Below are 18,229 nucleotides of genomic sequence, written 5' to 3' on the forward strand. Positions count from 1 at the left end.
GCGCGTACGACCTGTAACGATGGGCGGGAAAGACGCGGAGACGAAGAAGGGCTGAAGTCATGGCGCAGCAGGTGCAGGGCGTGATCGCCCGCGCGAAGGGCGAGCCGGTGCGGATCGAGACGATCACCGTCCCGGATCCGGGCCCGGGGGAAGCCGTGGTGAAGGTCCAGGCGTGCGGGGTCTGCCACACCGATCTGCACTACCGCGAGGGTGCCATCAATGACGACTTCCCCTTCCTGCTCGGGCACGAGGCGGCGGGCGTGGTCGAGTCGGTCGGCGAGGGCGTCACCGAGGTCGCGCCGGGCGACTTCGTGATCCTCAACTGGCGTGCCGTGTGCGGCCAGTGCCGTGCCTGTCTGCGCGGCCGCCCCCAGTACTGCTTCAACACGCACAACGCGCGGCAGAAGATGACACTGGCCGACGGCACGGAACTGTCGCCCGCCCTCGGCATCGGCGCCTTCGCTGAGAAGACCCTCGTCGCCGCCGGGCAGTGCACGAAGGTCGATCCGGACGCCTCGCCCGCCGCGGCCGGCCTCCTGGGCTGTGGCGTGATGGCCGGCTTCGGCGCCGCCCTCAACACCGGGAACGTCAGCCGCGGTGACTCCGTCGCCGTCATCGGCTGCGGCGGGGTCGGCAACGCCGCGGTCATGGGCGCCCGCCTCGCCGGGGCCGCGAGGATCATCGCCGTGGACATCGACGACAAGAAGCTGGCGACGGCCAAGGGCCTGGGTGCCACCCACACCGTCAACTCCCGCTCCACCGACCCGGTCGAGGCCGTGCGCGAGCTGACCGGCGGCCACGGCGCCGACATCGTCATCGAGGCGGTCGGCCGACCGGAGACGTACGAACAGGCTTTCTACGCCCGTGATCTGGCGGGCACGGTCGTCCTGGTCGGGGTCCCGACTCCGGACATGAGGATCGAGCTGCCGCTCCTGGACGTCTTCGGCCGCGGCGGCGCGCTGAAGTCGAGCTGGTACGGGGACTGCCTGCCCTCGCGGGACTTCCCGATGCTCATCGACCTCTACCGTCAGGGGCGCCTCGACCTGGACGCGTTCGTCACGGAGACCATCGCTCTGGACGACGTGGAGAAGGCCTTCGAGCGGATGCGACACGGCGACGTCCTGCGTTCGGTGGTGATGTTCTGATGGCGGCCGATCCCCGGGCACAGGCGTCGGGCGCGCGCGTCGACCACCTCGTCACCTCCGGGACCTTCTCCCTCGACGGCGGCACCTGGGAGGTCGACAACAACGTATGGATCGTGGGTGACGACAGCGAGTGCGTCGTCATCGACGCCGCGCACGACGCGGACGCCATCGCGGAGGCGGTGGGGGAGCGGCGGCTCGTCGCGATCGTCTGCACTCACGCGCACGACGACCACATCGACGCGGCCCCGGCGCTGGCCGCCCGCACCGGCGCGCCGATCCTGTTGCACCCGGCCGACACCGAGCTGTGGAAGCAGAGGCATCCCGATCGCGCCCCGGACGGCGAGCTGGCCGACGGGCAGGAACTGACCGTCGCGGGCACGGTCTTGAAGGTGCTGCACACACCGGGCCACTGCCACGGCGCGGTCAGTCTGTACGCCCCGGCTCTCCGCACCGTCTTCACCGGCGACACGCTCTTCGCGGGCGGCCCCGGTGCCACGGGCCGCTCCTTCAGCGACTTCCCGACGATCGTGGAGTCCATCAGGGAGCGCCTGCTGACGCTGCCGCCCGAGACGGTGGTGCGCACCGGGCACGGGGACAGCACCACGATCGGCGCCGAGGCGCCGCAGCTGGCGGAGTGGATCGCCCGAGGGCACTGACGCGTTCGGCACCGGTACGGCCCCGCGTGGTTCGCCACGCGGGGCCGTTGTCATGCCTGGGGGCCGGCGCGCGTGCCCTGCCGTGAGGGACCGGCGCGCGGACTCGTACGCGTACTGGCCCCGCCCCACGATCTCCGATAAGTTAGGCAAGGCTTACCTAATGGAGGTTGGAAATGGGTGTCCGTCACAGCAGCACGACCGTGCCCACAGCGGCGGCACGCGCTCGATCAGTGCTCGCCACCGCATGGTCCTGCGCGGTGACCACGGAGATCGGCAGGGACGAACTCGTGGGCGCCCACAGCGTCACCGACGACGGCAGGCTGCGGCTGCGCCCGCCAGAGGACAGCGCGCTCGCCGCCGCCCTCATCTGCGCGCCGCACGGCGAGCCGTCCACGCTGGTCGAGTTCGCCGATGTCGCCCCCGTACCGCTCAGGGACCGGATCCGCGCGCGCCTGTGGCTCTCGGGATCGCTGGCCTACGACGACGAGCACCTCGTCTTCGAACCGACATGCGCGGTGCTGCACGACTCGAACGGCGAACGCGAGGGCATCGAACTCGACGAACTCGCCCTGACCATGCCCGATCCGCTCGCCGAGGCCGAGTCGCGGCTGCTCACCCACCTCGCCGACGCCCACCCGGACGCCGTCGAACAGCTCACCCGCCTCATCAGCCCGGACAGCCTCCAGGGCGTCGTGCGGGTCCGCCCGCTCGCCATCGACCGGCACGGGATCTCCCTGCGCCTCGAACGCGCCCGCAGCCAGGCCGACGTACGCCTGTCGTTCCACCAGACCGTCGAGGACGTCTCCCAGGTGACGGAGTGCATGCACGCCCTGCTGGCGAGGGCCCGCCTGTCAACGGCCCGGCGCGGGCGGCCCGTCGGCGGCTGACCGTGCCGGCCGTGTCGGTCGCGCCGACCGCATCGACCGCAGCGCGAGGAGCAGCACCCCGATGTCGTCCAGGTAGACGGGGTCGGGCAGCAGATCCGCGGGCAGGACGAGATAGGCCACCGCGCCCCAGAAGACCCACTGCCGCTCGACGGGAAGCCCGGCTCTGCGCAGGGCGCGCCGGGTGCGGACGAGGCGTATGAGCAACACGACCGCGACAGCGAGCGTCGCGGCGGCCAGCACGGCCGCGCAGACGAGGAGAACGGTCAGTTCCGTGCTCATACGCCCGTACGTTACCGACGGCGGCGCCCCCCGTCGCGGTGTCGGGGCATGATGGCGGGGTGAATGCGCAGCCGAAGTCCCACGCGCCCGTCCAGGCGCTGATCGTCATAGACATGCAGTCCGCCTTCGTCAGCGGCCACGAGGCGGTGCCCGAGGCGGGCCGCCTGCTCGACGTGGTCGGCGACCTCATGGCCCGGGCCCGCGAGAGCGGCGCGCTCGTCGTCCAGGTGCAGAACGACGGGGAGCCCGGTGCCAGTGATGAACCGGGCACCCCGGGCTGGCGCGTCCACCTGCCCGTGGACGCCGGCCGCGGCGAGGTCGTCCTGCGCAAGACGGTGGACGACGGTTTCGAGGAGACCCGCCTGGAGGAGCTGCTCCGGGAGGCCGGGGCCACGGACTTGGCCCTCTGCGGCGTCATGTCCGAGATGTGTGTGAGCGCCACCGCGCGCACTGCCCTGGACCTCGGCTTCCGTGTCGTCCTGCCGCACGACGCCCACGCGACGTACGACATTCCGGCCGCCGAGGGCATCAGCGACCTGGTGCCCGCCGCGGTCGTCTCGCGCGTCGCGGAGTGGGCCCTCGGCGACGAGGTCGAGGTCGTCGCCCGGGGCCGCGACGTCGGCTTCACGAAGCCCTGACCCGACCGGCAGGCGGTCCGGGCAGCGCGCACACCGCGGCCGGTGCCGCGAACGGCTCGCCCGCCGGGCGCAGTCCACCGCCGCGCCGGTCGACATGGAAGACGGACACCGAGTCCGACTTCTGGTTCGCGGTGAACAGCAGTCGCTCGGAGGGGGAGAGGGCCAGGTGCCGGGGGAAGTCCCCGCGCACCGGCACCGTGTCCAGGAGCCGCAGCCGGGCGCCGCCGCCCTCGATCGCGTACCGCGCGAGGCTGTTGTGGCCCCGGTTGGCGAGGAAGGCGAAGCGCCCCTCGCGCGTCACCACGAACTGCGCCGGGTAGTTGGTGCCCCCGTCCGAACCCGTCGACTGCGGTTCGCCCGGTGTGAGGCGGCCGGTGCCGGGATCGTAGGCGCAGACGACGACCGTGTCGTCCACCTCGTTGGCGAGGTAGGCGAACCGCCCCGAGGGGTGGAAGGCGAGATGGCGTGGCCCCGCGCCGGGCCGCAGGACCGCCTGGGACACCCGGCGGAGCGTGCCCGCGTCGCCGTCGAGCCGATAGGTGTAGACGGTGTCGTTGCCGAGGTCGACGGCGAGGATGTGGCGGCCGTCGGGGGACGTGACGATCTGGTGCGCGTGCGGCCCCTCCTGGCCCGGCCCCGGCGGCGGCGAGGTGTGCCTGACGACGTCCGTACGCTCGCCCAGCGCACCGGACGCGGCGATGGGGTGCACGGCCACACTGCCGGAACGGTAGTTCGCGCTGAGCAGCCAGCGGCCGCTCGGGTGCACCGAGAGGTGACAGGGGCCCGCGCCGCCGGTGCCGCGCGCCCCGAGGACCTCGTGCCTGCCGGCGGGGGAGAGCGCGACCGCGGTCACTTGGCCCTCGTCCCGCTCGCTGACGGCGTAGAGCGTGCGGCCCGAGGGGTGCAGTGCCAGGTAGGAGGGGTCGGGCACCCCGCCGAGCGTCCCGGTGCCGGTGACGCGGCCCGTGGTCTCGTCGTACGTCGCCAGACCGATGCCCGACCCGCCGCCCTCCTGGGAGGTGTACGTCCCCACGAACAACTGCCGCTCACGGCCCGGGGGGTGAGCCGCCGACGGATCGGGGTCCTTGCGCGGCGAGCCCTTGCGCGTGCTGTCCGCGCTGTCGTGGTCCGGTGGCTCCGGGGAGGCGCAGGCCGCGGCGGAGGACAGCGCGCCTGCCGCGGCCACCCCCGCCAGCGCCCCGATGAACCGCCGACGCCCCGGCCGGCTGCCCCCGGCCCCGGCCGACGCTGTTCCCCTGTTCATGGCTGCGCTCCCTGTTCATCGCCGCACCTCGTGGGCCGGTGGTGACGGATGTGCCAGCCACAGTGCCCCCTCCTGGATCGGGCCGACAAGTGACGCACCGCCGTGTGCCGCGACCGACCCCCACAGGGTGAGCCGCGGCTCCCGGGGTCCGCCGCCCGGCGGAGGCGGCCGGTCCCACAGGGCGACGCGACGGCGCCGCTCACGCGCAAGCCTCGGCGGGTACGGCGATCTCCGGCCCCGGGAGGAAACAGTGACGGCCCCCTCGAACACCCCCGACACCAGGCGCGCGTGGCGAAGCAGCGACGGCCCGTCCGTGCGAAGAACGGGCGGCCCGCCCGTGCGGAGAGCCGGTGGCCCGCCCGCTCCCCGGCGCCGCCCCTGGCCCGACTGGGCTCCCCTCGCCGCGCAGGTCTGGGGCGCTCTGTACGCCGCGGTCATCGGCGGCTGGGCCGTGACGGGCACCGCCGTGCCGCTCAGGGCACACACGTACCAACCGGTGGCCCTCCTGCTCGCCCAGGCGGCTCTCGCGGTGCTGGCGGCGGGAGTCTGCGCGGTGGCGGCGACCGGGGACCGCTCCCGAAGGGGCCGGAAGGCGGCAGGGGGGTTGCTCGCGCTCCTGATCCCCGCCTTCGGCTGGGGCGCGATCGGACTGCCGATACATTTCGTGACGCTCGCGTCGGGCTCGGGAGTGGAGAGCGCGACAGGGCTCGTCCATACGCTTCTGAACACGTGTGGCGCCGGACTCCTCTCCATGGTCGCCGTGGCACATCGCCGCAGGCTGCGCGGCCGGTGCGCCCGCTGCGGGCAGGCGCACGACGGGCCGGGCGAAGGCAGGTGGACCGCGCTGACCCACCCGCCCGCCTCCACCGCGTCGGCACGGACCCGCGTGACGGCGTACGTCCTCCTGTGCGGGCTGCTGCCCTGGGCCGTGGTCAAGACGGTCTGGCTCTTCGGCGGCGACGCCATCGGTGTGAGCGGTGCGGCCTGGCGGCACGACGTCGAGACCGAGGCGACAGGTGCCTCGCGCGCCCTGGCCTCGGTCGGCGTCGACGTGTCCGTGCTCGCGGCGCTGCTCGGCGTCTTCCTGCTGGCCGGCCTCATGTACCGCTGGGGGCAGGTGTTCCCGCGCTGGACGCCGCTGCTCGCCGGTCGGCGCGTGCCGCGGCTGCTGCCGCTGATCCCCGCCTGGCTCACCGGCGGAGCCCTCTCCGTCTACGGCACCGGACTCCTCGTATACGCCCTGCTGAGCGCGGTCGGTGTGGTGCCGGGACTCGAACCGGTCGGGGTGTTCACCACCACCGAGGGGATGGCCTGGATGGTGGCCTTCGGCGGCATGTCCTTCGGCGGCCTGGGCGCGGGCCTGCTCGTGGCGGCCCGTTCGTACGCGACGCGCAGCCGGCCGGTGTGCGCGGACGCCGACTGCCGCGAAACTGGCGGGAGTTGACCACTGAGCGGCATCGCTCCGATTAGATGTGCGAGCCGTTTGGCGTCCGCCGCGAGTCGCCATGTACGCGAGGCGGCTCCCTCAGCCCTGTGGGTGCAGCAGGCCGCGCTCGTACGCCTTGAGCAGCCGCTGCGGGACCATGTGCCGCTCGCCGTCCACGGTGACGGGCACCAGCTGCGGGGTGCTGGCCTTCCATTGGGCCCGGCGGTGGCGGGTGTTGCTGCGGGACATCTTGCGCTTGGGTACGGCCATGGGGTCCTCCTGAGGTGTGGGGGCGGGGTGGCGCACCCGACGCTATATGAAAATGGATCCCATTAGCAACTGGCGGTCGCGACCACCCCCGCCCAGACGAGATACGCGGCGTTCACGACGATCCGCGCCGCCACGCCCGGCCGCGTGTCGAGGAACCGCACAGCGGTACGGGTGTGCCGCGCCGCGTCCAGATGCGAGACCTGAAAGGAGGCGAGCAGCACGACGGCGGCCCAGCCTCCAGCGCCCCGCGTGGCGGGGAAGAACAGCAGCCCCGCGACCGCCAGTTCGGCGACGGCGCTGACGGCGACGATGATGGAGGGCGCCGGTATCCAGGCCGGGACCAGGGTGCGGAAGTACGCGGGGAGCACGACGTGGGCGACAGCCGTGCAGGACAGGAAGACGGCGAGGGCAAGGGCGGCGAAGATGTGCATGCGGCGATGGTCGCGGTGGGGCCCCAGCCGCGTATTGAACAGAACGCTTGGGGGCGCGGCGGCGCTCCCGGGCGGGGCCGGGCGACGGCGTGGCTGCCCGGCCGGGACCCGGCCGCGTGGCGGGACGCGCTCGCGTCGCGGGACTCAGCCACGTCGCGGGACCCGGCTGTGCCGCGGGACTCAGCCACGTCGCGGGGCCCGGCCGTGTGGCGGGGCCCGGTCGCGTGGCAGGACGCGCTCGCGTCGCGGGACCCGGTCGCGTCGCGGGGCCCGGTCGCGTCGGTCAGGCCGACCGCGCCGCCGGTGCTCGCTCTCGCCGGTGACCTCGCAGTCTTCGCTGAATCGCGTGCCTACGAAGTGGCCTGGCACCGGCACCCGGCCTGGAAACTCGTCCTGCCGCTGGGTGGTCATGCCGTGGTGGGGGAGTCGGTGGGGGCGGGCGTGCTGGTGCCACCGCAGTACGCGCACGTCTGCGCCACCTCGTCCGCGTTCGTCGCCGTCTTCGTCGAGGCCTGGTGTCTGCGGGCCGACCCCGCCTCCCCGACGTGGCTGGACGGGCGGGCCGTGCGGCGGCTCCTCGACGCCGCGAGCAGCGGTACGGGCGGAGGTCTGGACGCGGAGGCGCTGAGGGCGGAAGCGGCCGCGTTCGCCGGGGCGCGGCGGGCTGTCGATCCGCGCGCCCTCCACGCCGTACGGGCATCGGCGCGCGCCACCCGCATCGACGCCGTCGCCGCCGAGCTGGGCCTCTCCCCGGCCCGGCTGCGTGCCCTGGTCGCGGCGGAGATCGGCGTTCCGCTGGCCACCATGCGCCAGTGGCGTCGGCTGCGGAAAGCGTTCGGCTCGCTTGTCGGGGCGGGAGGTGCAAGAGGTACGGGAGGCGCGGTGGGCATCGCGGGGGCCGCCGCCGAAGCGGGCTTCGCGGATCAGGCGCATCTCACCCGCGCCGCCCGGCGATTCATCGGACGTACTCCCGGATCGCTGGGCGGGCGCCGCTGAGTCACCCTCAAGATCAACACGAGCCGCAGCGGAACACTAACCCTGGACTTGAGGTTGAGGGGTGACGGGCGGGGCGCCTGCCACCCCGGACCCTCACCAGTCGCCCACGACAGCGGCCGGTTTCGGTGCCGCACGCTCCCGCCGGGGCAGCAGCAGCGGGGTGGCCAGCATGAGCAGGCCCGCGATCGCGATCGCGGCGCGCGGGCCGGTGGCGGCGGCCAGCAGACCCCACAGGGCGGTCATGGCCGCCGTGGTGGTCTTGCCGGTGACCGACCAGGCGGACAGGGTGCGGACCACACGGTCCGCCGGGATCTGTTCGAGGCGGTAGGTGGCGAGCACCGGGGCGTACACACCGCAGCAGGTGATCACGCCGAACTCGACGACCATGACGAGGACGAGTCCGCTGACACCGGGGTGGACGAGGGCGAGCCCCACGGGCCAGCACACGCGCAGCACCCCCGAGGCGAGCAGGACCGTGCGCTGCCCGAACCGTGCCACGAGGGGCGGGGCGAGCCGTGAGCCGATCAGGCCGCCGATACAGGGGACGGCGAAGGCGAGGCCGTACTGCCAGGGCGCGAAGCCGAGGCTGCCGAGCATCAGCACCGCGAGCAGCGGCGTGGCCGCCATGATCAGGCCGTTCACCAGCACCGTGTTGCAGAACAGCGGACGCAGATTCGGGTCGGCCAGGATGTAGCGCCACCCGTCGAGCAGATCACTGCCCCGCAGCCGGGCGGGCGCGCGGGTGCGGACGGGGTGGGGTTCCTTTCCGCCGATCGCCCGGATGCCCACGGCCGAGAGCAGATAGCTGACCGCGTCGGCGGTCACCGTCATCACGGGGCCGAACAGGCCGATCGCCGCCCCGCCGAGAGGTGGCCCGAGCATGGTGGCCGTCCAGGCCGTCGACTCGAACCGCCCGTTCGCGACGAGCAGGTCCCGCGGCGGGACGAGCGTCTTGAGGAAAGCACCGGAGGCCGCGCCGAACGTGATGTCGGCCGCGGCGACCACCACCGACACGACGAGCAGCTGCGCGAAACCGAGCAGCCCGAGCGCGTACGCCGCGGGAACGCTCACCAGCGCCGCGAACCGCACGAGATCCATCGCGACCATCACCGGCCGCTTGCGGCGGAACTCGACCCAGGGCCCGAGCGGCACCGCCACCGCCGCGCCCACCGCGAGCCCCGACGCGGCGAGGAGAGCCACCTGCGTGGCGCCGCTGTGCAGCACCAGGATCGCGATCAGGGGAAACGCGTCGAACGCCAGCCGCGTACCGAACGTACTGACCGCGTACGCCACCCACAGCCACCCGAACCGCCGCCCGAGCGACCGCTTCCCCACCACCGCGCACCCCTCCCCGAACAGCCCCGCGTCGACCGCGCCAGCCAACCGAATGAATCCCGCCCGATCAAACGTATGACACGCGGACGCCGCGTTCCGGACCCCGGCAGGGGCCTGGCGAGGGCGAGCGACGAACGGCTCGCCGTGGAAGAGTTTCGGACATGAGCGAGTACCCGTACGAGGCGCACCCCCGGATCACCGTCCTCCGCGTCCAGCCCGGCAGCCCGCCGTTCCGCGTGGTGGAGATCGACGGCGAGGTGGTCGGCAAGGCGAAGACCATGACGGACGTCCTGGACGCGGCCGCGATGGCAGGCATCACCGTGCACGACCTCGACGATCCGGACACCGTGCGCTGGGTGGGCGGCGACAAGTTCACCTGGCGACCCCACTGACCCCGTAGGGCGGCAGGACGCGCCGGCCTCCGCGGTCCGTGGAGCGGGGGACGGCGCGGATCAGGGCCGCCCGGACACCGGGACCTCCTCCCCGGACGGGGCGGGTCCGGGCGGTGTGCCGTCGCCGAACGGCCGGCCGCCCAGCTCCTCGCGGTGATGTGGCGTCAGCCACCCGGCGAGGTCGGGTCCGAGCGGCACGATGCCGGTCGGATTGATGCCCGAGTGCACCTGGTAGTAGTGCCGCTTGATGTGGTCGAAGTCGATGGTGTCCCCGAACCCCGGGGTCTGGAACAGGTCCCGGGCGTACGCCCACAGCACCGGGTCCTCGGCCAGCTTCCGGCGGTTGCACTTGAAGTGGCCGTGGTAGACCGCGTCGAACCGCGCCAGCGTGCTGAACAGCCGGATGTCCGCCTCCGTGATCGTCTCCCCGACCAGATAGCGGCGGCTCGCCAGCCGCTCGGAGGTCGCCTCCAGGCGGCGGAACACATCGCGGCACGCCGCTTCGTACGTACGCTGGTCGGGGGCGAAACCCGCGCGGTACACGCCGTTGTTGACGTTGCGGAAGATGCCCTCCATCGTCGAGTCGATCTCGTCGCGCAGCGGCTCCGGATACAGGTCGGGTGCTCCTTCGCGGTGCAGCGCCGTCCACTGCGTGGCGAAGTCCAGGGTGATCTGCTGGAAGTCGTTCGTGACCAGCTTGCCGCTCGGCACGTCCACGAGCGCGGGCACGCTGACACCGCCCGGACAGCCGCCCTCGCGCGCCTCGTAGGCCTCGCTGAGGAAGCGGATGCCGAGGACGGGATCGCGGCCGCCGGGGTCCAGTGTGAACCGCCAGCTCCGGTCGTCCTGGATCGGGTCGGCGACGCCCAGGGACAGGGCGCCCTCCAGGCCGAGCAGCCGCCGGGAGATGAGCGCGCGGCCCGCCCAGGGGCAGGCGCGGCTCACCACCAGGCGGTAACGCCCCGCCTCGACGGGCCAGCCGTCGCAGCCGTCGGCGGTCACCCGGTCCGCGAAATGGCTCTTGGAGCGCTTGAACTCCTTCTGCCCGTACGAGGAGTTGCCCTCCTGCGGGCTTCCCGCCTGCGCGCTCATGACTGGCTGCCTTCCCGCGCCCGGGGGCGGGTCACCTTGGGGATCGCGTTGTGCGCCGCCGAGCGCGGGGGCGGCGCGAGATCGTAGATCCTCTCGATGAGCACCGCTTCATTGCCCGCGAGGCCGGCGCGGCGCAGCGCGTCATCGGCCTCCGCGATCGGCCCCGCGAGCAGGGTGGCCGCGGCGGCCGGAGGAACCTCGGAGGGGTCCGAGAGCGCGGCGCGCGCGGTGTGCAGCAGACGCAAGCAGGCCTGGGCGGCGAGCAGTTCCTCGGACGTCGTGCCGGTCATGTCGAGCGACTCCTCTGCGCTGGGTGGCGTGGGCGGCATCGAAGCGATGCCACCTCCACTGTGGCGCAAGGGTCTGACAATGGGGTCCCTACGCGGCCGGTGAGCGGCGGGTGAGCCGCAGAGTGAGGCCGTCCGGCATGAGGGTCAGACGCTCGGCGATACGCAGCCGGTAGCCGGGATCGGGATGCAGGTCGTAGCGGCGCAGCAGCAGACCGAGCACCAACGTGGCCTCGTGCAGCGCGAACTGACGCCCGATGCAGGCCCGCGCGCCCGTGCCGAACGGCTTGAAGACATGGGCGGGCCTGGCGCGTACCGCCGAAGGGGTGAACCGGTCGGGGTCGAATTCCTCGGGCCGCTCGCCCCACGCGGCCGGATCGCGGTGCAGCATCGTTGCGAGGACCAGCGCCCACGCGCCCCGCCGCATCGGGTGCACGCCCCCGAGCACGGTGTCCTCGCGGGCCTCACGGGCGAACCCCGGAGCGGTGGGCCACAGCCGCAGCGACTCGTCGAGCACCCGGCGCAGATACCGCAACTTGGCCACCTGCTCGTAGGCGGGTTCCTCCTCGGCTCCCCACACCTCATCCACCTCGGCCCGCGCGCGGGCGAGTACGTCCGGGGAGCGCGACAGGTAGTGCAGTGCGAAGGAGAGCGCCCCGGAGGTCGTCTCGTGCCCCGCGACCAGGAACGTGATGACCTGTCGGCGGATGTTCTCCGGAGACAGCCGCTCCCCGGTCTCCGGGTGGGCCACCTCCAGCATGCGGTCGAGCAGATCCCCGTGGCCGCCCGTGCCCGAGGCGGCGCGGCGCGCGGCGACCACCGCGTCGACGGTGCGGTTGAGATAGGCCATGTCGGCGTCGTTGCGCCGGTCGGCGCTCCGCAGCAGCACGGGCGCCAGCGGCGGCGGAACGACGTTGCGGCGCTGGGCGAAGGAGAGCGTGCCGACCATCGCTCTCACGAAGGGGTGCGGCGCCGAGCGCTCGAAGGAGCCGAAGTCGTGTCCGAAGCCGGTACGGGCGATCGTCTCCAGGGTCAGCTTCGTCATGTCGCCCGGCACGTCCACGGCCCGGCCCGCCGCCTCCCGCTCGTCCCACCGCGCGGTCAGCTGGCGTGCCACGTCCAGCATCAGCGGGTGGTAGCCCGCCATCGCTTCGCGGCTGAAGCCGGGGGCGAGGATGTCGTGCGCCAGCTGCCAGTTGGGCTCGTGGTTGTACGCCGTGAAGAGCCCGTCGCCCGCGACCGGACGGAGGTTGGCCACCCCGAGGCCCACATGCTTGGCGAAGCGCGCCTCGTCCGCGAGGTCGGCGGCCAGCTCGGCGCCCCACACGAAGACGAACTCCTTGCCGAACGCCTTGCGCCGGAAGATCGGCCCCAGCCTGCGCCCCACCCGCATCGAGTCCTGCAACGGCGTCCGGGCGTCGGCGCCCAGGATGTCGCCGAGGAACGGGAGGCGGCGCGGGGGGTGCGGTATCCGGTGCAGTTCGGGCCAGCCCAGCTCGGCGCTGCGGAAGCCCTTGGGCGGCGGGGCGGGTGACCGCGGCTGCCCGGCCGCGGACCTCGTCGTCTGCGCCATGTGCCCATCTCCCTTGCGCGGCAGGCCCGTTGAGGCCTGTTGGACGTGGGTTCAATAAGAGTCCCCAGTCTGAGCCCGCTATTGAATTCAAGTCAAGTAAGGTGCCCGCATGGCCGCGAACCCAACGGAGCGCACGCGCCGCAGGATGAGCACCGAGGAGCGGCGTGAGCAGCTGCTCTCGGTCGGGGCGCGACTGTTCGCACAGAAGCCGTACGACGATGTGTGGATCGAGCGGGTGGCGGAGATCGCGGGTGTCTCGCGCGGCCTCCTCTACCACTATTTCCCGACCAAACGGGATTTCTTCGCCGCCGTCGTGCAGCGCGAGAGCGAACGCATGCTGCGCCTGACGGCGGCGGTGCCGGGTCTGCCGGTGAGCGAGCAGATCAGTACCGGACTCGACGCGTTCCTCGGCTATGTGGAGAGCCACGCGCAGGGCTTCCGCGCCTTCCACCGGGCCGAGGCGGCGGGCGACCCGCTGGTCCGCGAGGTCTACGGGAGGAGCCTTGCCGCCCAGGAGCGGCAGATCCTCGCGGCCCTGGCCGCGGATCCGGACGCCGCGGACCTCATCCAGGACCCGCCCGCGCTGTGTCTCGCGGTGCGGGGCTGGCTCGCCTTCATGATCGCCGTATGCCTGGAGTGGCTGGCCGAACCGGAGCTGACGCGCGCGCAGGTGCGGGACCTGTGCGCCAAGGCGCTGCTGGGCGCGATCACACGCTGAGGCGCAGCGCGTCCCGCAGCCGGGCGGGGGTCGTGAAGAGGTGGCCGCGTACGCCGCTCGCCTCGGCGGCGGTGATGTTGTCCTCGCGGTCGTCGATGAAGAGCACCCGCTCCCGTTCGGTGCCCAGGGCCGCAAGGCACCAGCGGTAGGCGCCCGGCTCGGGCTTGGCGTGGCCGATGCGGCAGGAGAAGGCGCGCACCCGGAAGTGCCTCAGCCAGGTGTGCCGCTCTTCGTAGTGGGCGGCCAGCTCCTCGGGGATGTTGGAGAGCAGTGCGATGGGCCTGCCCGCCGCCGCCAGTTCCTCGATCAGCGCGACCATGCTCTCGTCGACGGCGCTCCAACTGGCGATGTCGGCCTCGATGAGCCGCGCGATCCGGGCGGGCCCGAAGTCGGCGCCGACGGCGTTGGCCACCTGCCGCCAGTAGGTGGGACCCGCGATGTCGCCGCGGTCGTACGGCTGTCGCAGCCCCCAATAGGCGTCCCAGAAAAGGGAGTCGGGCACGTCCGCGGTGGCGGCCAGGCGTGCCTTGCCGTCCTCGGTTTGGTGGCGGGCGATGACGCCGAACATGTCGAAGAGCAGGATGTCGGGGGCGGAGCCGAGGCCGGTGGCGGTCGCGGGGTCGGTTGGAGGGCTGGTCGCGGGGTCGGTCGTAGGGCTGGTCGTGAGGGCGGTCATAGGGCGGCTGGTCATGGGGCGGCTGGTCATGGGGCGGCTGGTCATGGGGTCATACCTTCCGTACGGTCACGCCCGCCGCGGCCAGGGCGTCGGTCTCCTCGTCGGGCGCGGCGTCGTCGGTGACCACGGCGTGCAGGGCGGCGGCGGGCGTGACGAAGGCGAGGGCGGTCCGGGAGAGTTTGGCGGCGTCCGCGACGGCGATGACGCGGCGGGCCGAGGCGATCGCGGCGCGCTTCACGGCGGCGTCGTCCAGGTCGTAGGCGGTCAGGCCGTCCGCCGCGCTCAGTCCGCAGCACCCGATGACGGCCGTGTCGAACCGCAGCGCGGCCAGCGAGGCCGTGGTCAGCTGGCCGGTGAGTGCCAGCTCGCCGGGGCGCGGCTGCCCGCCGGGCACGAGCAGCGTCAGCTGGGGCGCTCCGGAAAGAGTGTGGACGGCGTGCAGGGAGAGCGGCATCACCGTCAGTCGGCGGTGTTCGAGCGCGCGGGCGACCTCCAGGCACGTCGTGCCGCTGTCCACGACGACGGACTCCCCGTCGTCGATGAGTCCGGCGACCTCGGCGGCGATACGACGCTTGGCCTCCAGGCCCTCCTGCTCCCGCAGCGCGAAGGGAGGCTCCTCGCCCCGCAGCAGCAGACTGCGCGCACCGCCGCGGTAGCGCTCCAGGACGCCCTGGTCGGCCAGGGACTCCAGATCGCGCCGGATGGTCATTTCGGAGGCGCCGGTCAGTTCGGCCAGCTCCGCGACACCGACCCGGCCCGCCTCGCGGACGGCCTCGGTGATCTGCCGCAGCCGATCCCTGTTCGTACTGGCTCTGCTCATATGGGGCACGACGACATTTGAACATTACTGATGTTCGTAAATCAAGCTTCCGAACATCGTTAGTGTTCGTTATGTTCGACGTATGGAACGAACACTGCGGGCCGGACGGCTGGCCACCTTCGCCTACTTCACCCTGAACGGCTTCCTCATGGGCATGTGGATCGTCCACATCCCCGCCGCCGAGGACCGCGCCGGGATCAGCCACGCCGTCCTCGGCTGGCTCCTGCTGCTGCTCGGCGCGGGCGCCTTCCTCGGCATGCAGATCGTCGGCCCCCTCACCGACCGTCTCGGCGCCCGCGTCGTCGTGCCGGTCAGCGCCGCCCTGTGCAGCGCGGCCGTGGTCCTGCCGGGTCTCGCCACGAACGTCTGGGCGCTGGGGGCCGCCCTGCTGGCCCTCGGCCTCGGCAACGGCTGTCTGGACGTCAGCATGAACGCCCACGCCGTCCACGTGGAACGCGGCTACCGACGACCCGTCATGTCCGCCTTCCACGCCACGTTCTCCATCGGCGGCGTCCTCGCCGCGCTGCTCGGCGCCCGCACGCTCAGCTGGGGCTGGAGCCCCGCGGCGACCCTCGGCGCGGTGGCGCTGCTCGGCCTGGTGGCCGCCGCGCTGTGCGCTCCCGCACTGCTGCGGGGGGAGCCGGCCGCTCGTACGGAAGGCGTCTCCGCGGAAGCCGGGGCTAAGGAAGCCGGGGTCGCGGAAATCGAGGCTGGCGGCCCGGCGGCCTCCGGCACCACGGCCGCGTCCCCGCGGCGAACGCCCAGGCGTATCTGGGCACTCGCCGCGCTCGCGCTGATGCTCATGCTCTGTGAAGGCGTCGCCAACGACTGGAGCGTGCTGCACCTGCGCGACGTCCTGGACGCACCGGCCGCGACCGCCGCTCTCGCCTACGGTGCCTTCGCCACCGCCATGACGATCGGCCGCCTCCTCGCCGACCGGGTGGCCGCCCGCCTCGGCCCGGTGGCGATCCTGCGCCACGGCGCGACCGTGGCGGCGGTCGGCCTGACCGTGGCGGCGCTGTCCCCTTGGGTTCCGGCGGCCCTGGTCGGCTGGACCGTGTTCGGCGCGGGCCTGTCCGGTTGCATCCCGCAGCTCTTCAGCGCCGCGGGCCACACGGACAAGGATGCCGCCGGGGCGAATGTCTCCCGTGTCGCGGGACTCGGCTACCTCGGCATGCTCGCGGGACCCGCGGTCATCGGACCGCTGACCCACTTCATGCCGCTCAACCTCACGTTCCTGCTGCCGGTGGCGTTCTGCGTCGTCGCCGCGTGCGCGGCCGGAATCCTGCGCGACCCCGGCAGGCCCGTCGCCCAGGCGGGGAAGGCCCCTCACCGGCCGGATCCGGTAACCGTAGGCCCGGACGGTACGAAACTCACCCGTCCCGCGTCAGGTGGATCACCCCCGGACGCGTCCTGTCAGGTGTGACCGATGCAGCCCCAGCCCCCACCCCCGCCGAGACCGTCAGAACCTCCAAGGACGTCCCCGAACCCGAGCGGCTGCCCGCCAAGGAGACCTGGCGCGCTCTGTACCGCCACTTCCGCCCGCACCGCGCCGCCGTGGCCGTCGGCGCGCTGCTCACCCTGACGGGCTCGATGACCGCGCTGGCCCAGCCGCTGGCGGCCAAGTCGCTCGTGGAGCGGCTCGGCGGCGACGACTCCATCGCCGGCGTCCTGGTGCTCCTCAGCGCGCTCGTGATCCTCGGAACCGCGATCGAGGCGATCGGCTCGTACGTCCTGGAGCGCACCGCCGAGTCCGTGGTGCTCGCCGCCCGGCGCACCCTGGTCGGGCGGCTGCTGCGGCTGCGCCTCACGGAGGTGGAGCGGACCCAGCCCGGCGACCTCATGTCCCGGATCACCTCGGACACCACGCTGCTGCGGGCCGTGACGACCCAGTCCGTGGTCTCGGCGGTCTCCGGGAGCCTCACCTTCCTCGCGACCATCGCGATGATGGGACTGATGGATCCGGTCCTGCTCGGTGTCACGGTCGGGGTGATCGTGCTGATCGGCGGCGCGGCGTCCGTGGCCATGCCGAGGATCGCGCAGGCGACCCGGCGCGCCCAGGAGGCGGTGGGCACGATCTCGACCGCGCTGGAACGGGCGTTCGGCGCCTTCCGCACGGTCAAGGCCTCCGGCGCCGAGCGGCGCGAGACCGAGGTCATCCAGGAGGCCGCGCGTGAGGCGTGGCGGCACGGGGTGCGGTCGGCGAAGTGGCAGGCGGTGGCGGGGAGTTCGGTCGGCCTCGCCGTTCAGGTGTCGTTCCTGGCAGTGCTCGGGATCGGCGGCGCGCGGGTCGCGTCCGGCGCGATCTCCGTTTCGACCCTGGTGGCCTTCCTGCTCTACCTCTTCTACCTGACCGAACCGGTGTCGCGCCTGGTCGAGGCGGCCTCGCAGTACCAGGTGGGCTCGGCGGCGATCGCGCGGATCGTGCAGGCGGAGCGGCTGGAGACCGAACAGACGGAGGAGGCAGCGGGAGAGGATGGGGCTTCTGGGGGCCCGGGGCGGGAGGCCGCCGCGAGGGCGGCCGGCCCGGCGTCGGTGGTCTTCGACGACGTGACCTTCCGCTACCGCGACGAACTCCCGTACGTCCACCACGGCGTGGCCTTCGAGGTGCCGGGCCCCGGCATGACCGCCTTCGTCGGCCCGTCCGGCGCGGGCAAGACGACCGTCTTCGGCCTCATCGAGCGGTTCTACGAGGCGACCGGCGGGCGGATCCTGGTCGACGGCAAGGACGTACGGGAGTGGCCGCTGGCCGAACTCCGGGCCACCATCGGTTACGTGGAGCAGGACGCGCCCGTCCTCGCGGGCACCGTCCGCGAGAACCTGCTCTTCGCGGCGCCCGACGCCACCGACGCCGAGGTGCGCGACGTTCTCGTGCGGGCTCGCCTCGACGGCGTGATCGAGCGCCTGCCCGAGGGGTTGGACACGGTGGTCGGCCACCGCGGCTCCAAGCTGTCCGGCGGCGAGCGGCAGCGCGTGGCGATCGCCAGGGCACTGCTCAGAAAACCCCGGCTGCTCCTGCTCGACGAGGCGACCTCGCAACTGGACGCGGTCAACGAGCTGGCGCTGCGCGATGTCGTGGCGGAGGTGTCCCGCGAGGTCACGGTCCTGGTGGTGGCGCACCGCCTGTCGACGGTGACGCTGGCGGACCGGATCGTCGTGATGGACGCGGGAAAGGTACGAGCGGTCGGCACGCATGCCGAACTGGTGGCGGCGGACCCGTTGTACGGGGAACTGGCGGCGACCCAGTTCCTGGCGGCGGCGTCGTCTGCGTAGGCGTACGCGCAGGTGTGGGCGTGGGCGTGAACGGTCGTAGCCAGCGCATCGATCGCCGCTCACCGCTGCTC

20 protein-coding genes are annotated in these 18,229 nt (G+C 72.9%); 10 read left to right on the top strand and 10 right to left on the bottom strand.

The window, feature by feature from the left end; genetic code table 11:
• Positions 1-59: 59 nt before the first annotated feature.
• From IG54_RS0100850 to IG54_RS0100860, 3 genes are all read left to right on the top strand, one after another.
• On the top strand, positions 60-1,145 hold the full coding sequence (locus IG54_RS0100850) for an S-(hydroxymethyl)mycothiol dehydrogenase (RefSeq protein ID WP_030775820.1): 1,086 nt from the start codon (positions 60-62) through the stop codon (positions 1,143-1,145).
• The gene (locus tag IG54_RS0100855; protein ID WP_030775823.1) at positions 1,145-1,801 is read left to right on the top strand and encodes an MBL fold metallo-hydrolase; all 657 of its coding nucleotides are present in this window, start codon (positions 1,145-1,147) and stop codon (positions 1,799-1,801) included. Before IG54_RS0100850 ends, IG54_RS0100855 begins: the two co-directional genes overlap by 1 nt.
• Before the next feature lie 173 nt (positions 1,802-1,974).
• Positions 1,975-2,688 carry a DUF2470 domain-containing protein gene (locus IG54_RS0100860; RefSeq protein WP_030775826.1) on the top strand — a complete coding sequence of 238 codons (714 nt, stop codon included), beginning with the start codon at positions 1,975-1,977 and terminating at the stop codon, positions 2,686-2,688.
• Here the strand turns inward: IG54_RS0100860 and IG54_RS0100865 are convergent.
• Positions 2,653-2,967 (bottom strand): YkvA family protein, encoded by a 315-nt coding sequence (locus IG54_RS0100865; RefSeq protein WP_030775828.1) that lies wholly within the window; start codon positions 2,965-2,967, stop codon positions 2,653-2,655. The two genes, IG54_RS0100860 and IG54_RS0100865, sit on opposite strands and share 36 nt — an antisense overlap.
• Positions 2,968-3,080: 113 nt before the next feature.
• Between IG54_RS0100865 and IG54_RS0100870 the strand changes: the two genes are divergently transcribed.
• Positions 3,081-3,605 (top strand): isochorismatase family protein, encoded by a 525-nt coding sequence (locus IG54_RS0100870; RefSeq protein ID WP_051819190.1) that lies wholly within the window; start codon positions 3,081-3,083, stop codon positions 3,603-3,605.
• Here IG54_RS0100870 and IG54_RS0100875 read toward each other — a convergent pair.
• Positions 3,592-4,869, bottom strand: a complete 1,278-nt coding sequence (locus tag IG54_RS0100875; RefSeq protein ID WP_030775834.1) for a lactonase family protein — start codon at positions 4,867-4,869, stop codon at positions 3,592-3,594. The two genes, IG54_RS0100870 and IG54_RS0100875, sit on opposite strands and share 14 nt — an antisense overlap.
• Before the next feature lie 250 nt (positions 4,870-5,119).
• On the opposite strand from IG54_RS0100875, the gene IG54_RS0100880 reads away from it, so the two are divergent.
• Positions 5,120-6,313: a hypothetical protein gene (locus IG54_RS0100880; RefSeq protein WP_234335909.1), complete on the top strand. Its 1,194-nt coding sequence runs from the start codon at positions 5,120-5,122 to the stop codon at positions 6,311-6,313.
• 81 nt (positions 6,314-6,394) lie between these two features.
• On the opposite strand, the gene rpmF is transcribed toward IG54_RS0100880, so the two are convergent.
• Entirely contained in the window at positions 6,395-6,565 is a 171-nt protein-coding gene (gene rpmF, locus IG54_RS0100885) for a 50S ribosomal protein L32 (protein WP_030775839.1), read from the bottom strand.
• Positions 6,566-6,627: 62 nt separating this feature from the next.
• Positions 6,628-6,996, bottom strand: a complete 369-nt coding sequence (locus IG54_RS0100890) for a hypothetical protein (RefSeq protein ID WP_030775841.1) — start codon at positions 6,994-6,996, stop codon at positions 6,628-6,630.
• 168 nt (positions 6,997-7,164) lie between these two features.
• Here IG54_RS0100890 and IG54_RS42770 point away from each other — a divergent pair, with 168 nt between their 5' ends.
• The gene (locus IG54_RS42770) at positions 7,165-7,992 is read left to right on the top strand and encodes a helix-turn-helix domain-containing protein (protein WP_234335911.1); all 828 of its coding nucleotides are present in this window, start codon (positions 7,165-7,167) and stop codon (positions 7,990-7,992) included.
• A gap of 93 nt (positions 7,993-8,085) precedes the next feature.
• Here the strand turns inward: IG54_RS42770 and IG54_RS0100900 are convergent, their stop codons facing one another.
• Positions 8,086-9,330, bottom strand: coding sequence for an MFS transporter (locus IG54_RS0100900; RefSeq protein ID WP_030775846.1), 1,245 nt, complete (start codon positions 9,328-9,330; stop codon positions 8,086-8,088).
• Between the two features lie 158 nt (positions 9,331-9,488).
• Here IG54_RS0100900 and IG54_RS0100905 point away from each other — a divergent pair, with 158 nt between their 5' ends.
• Entirely contained in the window at positions 9,489-9,719 is a 231-nt protein-coding gene (locus tag IG54_RS0100905) for a hypothetical protein (RefSeq protein WP_030775849.1), read from the top strand.
• A 60-nt stretch (positions 9,720-9,779) separates the two neighbouring features.
• On the opposite strand, the gene IG54_RS0100910 is transcribed toward IG54_RS0100905, so the two are convergent.
• The 3 genes from IG54_RS0100910 to IG54_RS0100920 all read right to left on the bottom strand — a co-directional run bounded on the left by IG54_RS0100910 (position 9,780) and on the right by IG54_RS0100920 (position 12,671).
• The gene (locus tag IG54_RS0100910) at positions 9,780-10,811 is read right to left on the bottom strand and encodes a glutathione S-transferase family protein (protein ID WP_030775852.1); all 1,032 of its coding nucleotides are present in this window, start codon (positions 10,809-10,811) and stop codon (positions 9,780-9,782) included.
• Positions 10,808-11,101, bottom strand: a complete 294-nt coding sequence (locus IG54_RS0100915; protein WP_063756170.1) for a hypothetical protein — start codon at positions 11,099-11,101, stop codon at positions 10,808-10,810. The genes IG54_RS0100910 and IG54_RS0100915 overlap by 4 nt, the downstream gene beginning before the upstream one ends.
• 88 nt (positions 11,102-11,189) lie before the next feature.
• A complete protein-coding gene (locus tag IG54_RS0100920) occupies positions 11,190-12,671 on the bottom strand; it encodes a cytochrome P450 (RefSeq protein WP_030775855.1) in 1,482 nt (493 codons plus the stop codon).
• A 109-nt stretch (positions 12,672-12,780) separates the two neighbouring features.
• Here IG54_RS0100920 and IG54_RS0100925 point away from each other — a divergent pair, with 109 nt between their 5' ends.
• The gene (locus IG54_RS0100925) at positions 12,781-13,389 is read left to right on the top strand and encodes a TetR/AcrR family transcriptional regulator (RefSeq protein ID WP_030775860.1); all 609 of its coding nucleotides are present in this window, start codon (positions 12,781-12,783) and stop codon (positions 13,387-13,389) included.
• On the opposite strand, the gene IG54_RS0100930 is transcribed toward IG54_RS0100925, so the two are convergent.
• Complete coding sequence (locus IG54_RS0100930; RefSeq protein ID WP_234335912.1) at positions 13,379-14,110, bottom strand: HAD family hydrolase; 732 nt, start codon at positions 14,108-14,110, stop codon at positions 13,379-13,381. The genes IG54_RS0100925 and IG54_RS0100930 overlap by 11 nt on opposite strands.
• A gap of 4 nt (positions 14,111-14,114) precedes the next feature.
• The gene (locus IG54_RS0100935; RefSeq protein WP_030775865.1) at positions 14,115-14,885 is read right to left on the bottom strand and encodes a DeoR/GlpR family DNA-binding transcription regulator; all 771 of its coding nucleotides are present in this window, start codon (positions 14,883-14,885) and stop codon (positions 14,115-14,117) included.
• An 82-nt stretch (positions 14,886-14,967) separates the two neighbouring features.
• Between IG54_RS0100935 and IG54_RS0100940 the strand changes: the two genes are divergently transcribed.
• Together IG54_RS0100940 and IG54_RS0100945 are read left to right on the top strand one after the other, a co-directional pair.
• Positions 14,968-16,311 carry an MFS transporter gene (locus IG54_RS0100940; RefSeq protein ID WP_078593565.1) on the top strand — a complete coding sequence of 448 codons (1,344 nt, stop codon included), beginning with the start codon at positions 14,968-14,970 and terminating at the stop codon, positions 16,309-16,311.
• The gene (locus tag IG54_RS0100945; RefSeq protein WP_078593567.1) at positions 16,308-18,158 is read left to right on the top strand and encodes an ABC transporter ATP-binding protein; all 1,851 of its coding nucleotides are present in this window, start codon (positions 16,308-16,310) and stop codon (positions 18,156-18,158) included. Before IG54_RS0100940 ends, IG54_RS0100945 begins: the two co-directional genes overlap by 4 nt.
• Positions 18,159-18,229 lie beyond the last annotated feature (71 nt).

This window comes from Streptomyces sp. NRRL S-920, assembly GCF_000717945.1.
Taxonomy (GTDB): domain Bacteria; phylum Actinomycetota; class Actinomycetes; order Streptomycetales; family Streptomycetaceae; genus Streptomyces; species Streptomyces alboniger.

Coding starts and splice junctions, on each gene's coding strand:
- IG54_RS0100870 (WP_051819190.1), top strand. CDS start 3,081: ATGCAGTCCGCCTTCGTCAGCGGCCACGAGGCGGTGCCCGAGGCGGGC.
- rpmF (WP_030775839.1), bottom strand. CDS start 6,565: ATGGCCGTACCCAAGCGCAAGATGTCCCGCAGCAACACCCGCCACCGC.
- IG54_RS0100925 (WP_030775860.1), top strand. CDS start 12,781: ATGGCCGCGAACCCAACGGAGCGCACGCGCCGCAGGATGAGCACCGAG.
- IG54_RS0100920 (WP_030775855.1), bottom strand. CDS start 12,671: ATGGCGCAGACGACGAGGTCCGCGGCCGGGCAGCCGCGGTCACCCGCC.
- IG54_RS0100850 (WP_030775820.1), top strand. CDS start 60: ATGGCGCAGCAGGTGCAGGGCGTGATCGCCCGCGCGAAGGGCGAGCCG.
- IG54_RS0100890 (WP_030775841.1), bottom strand. CDS start 6,996: ATGCACATCTTCGCCGCCCTTGCCCTCGCCGTCTTCCTGTCCTGCACG.
- IG54_RS0100910 (WP_030775852.1), bottom strand. CDS start 10,811: ATGAGCGCGCAGGCGGGAAGCCCGCAGGAGGGCAACTCCTCGTACGGG.
- IG54_RS0100865 (WP_030775828.1), bottom strand. CDS start 2,967: ATGAGCACGGAACTGACCGTTCTCCTCGTCTGCGCGGCCGTGCTGGCC.
- IG54_RS0100915 (WP_063756170.1), bottom strand. CDS start 11,101: ATGACCGGCACGACGTCCGAGGAACTGCTCGCCGCCCAGGCCTGCTTG.
- IG54_RS0100875 (WP_030775834.1), bottom strand. CDS start 4,869: ATGAACAGGGGAACAGCGTCGGCCGGGGCCGGGGGCAGCCGGCCGGGG.
- IG54_RS0100930 (WP_234335912.1), bottom strand. CDS start 14,110: ATGACCAGCCGCCCCATGACCAGCCGCCCCATGACCAGCCGCCCTATG.
- IG54_RS0100905 (WP_030775849.1), top strand. CDS start 9,489: ATGAGCGAGTACCCGTACGAGGCGCACCCCCGGATCACCGTCCTCCGC.
- IG54_RS0100855 (WP_030775823.1), top strand. CDS start 1,145: ATGGCGGCCGATCCCCGGGCACAGGCGTCGGGCGCGCGCGTCGACCAC.
- IG54_RS0100940 (WP_078593565.1), top strand. CDS start 14,968: ATGGAACGAACACTGCGGGCCGGACGGCTGGCCACCTTCGCCTACTTC.
- IG54_RS0100935 (WP_030775865.1), bottom strand. CDS start 14,885: ATGAGCAGAGCCAGTACGAACAGGGATCGGCTGCGGCAGATCACCGAG.
- IG54_RS0100860 (WP_030775826.1), top strand. CDS start 1,975: ATGGGTGTCCGTCACAGCAGCACGACCGTGCCCACAGCGGCGGCACGC.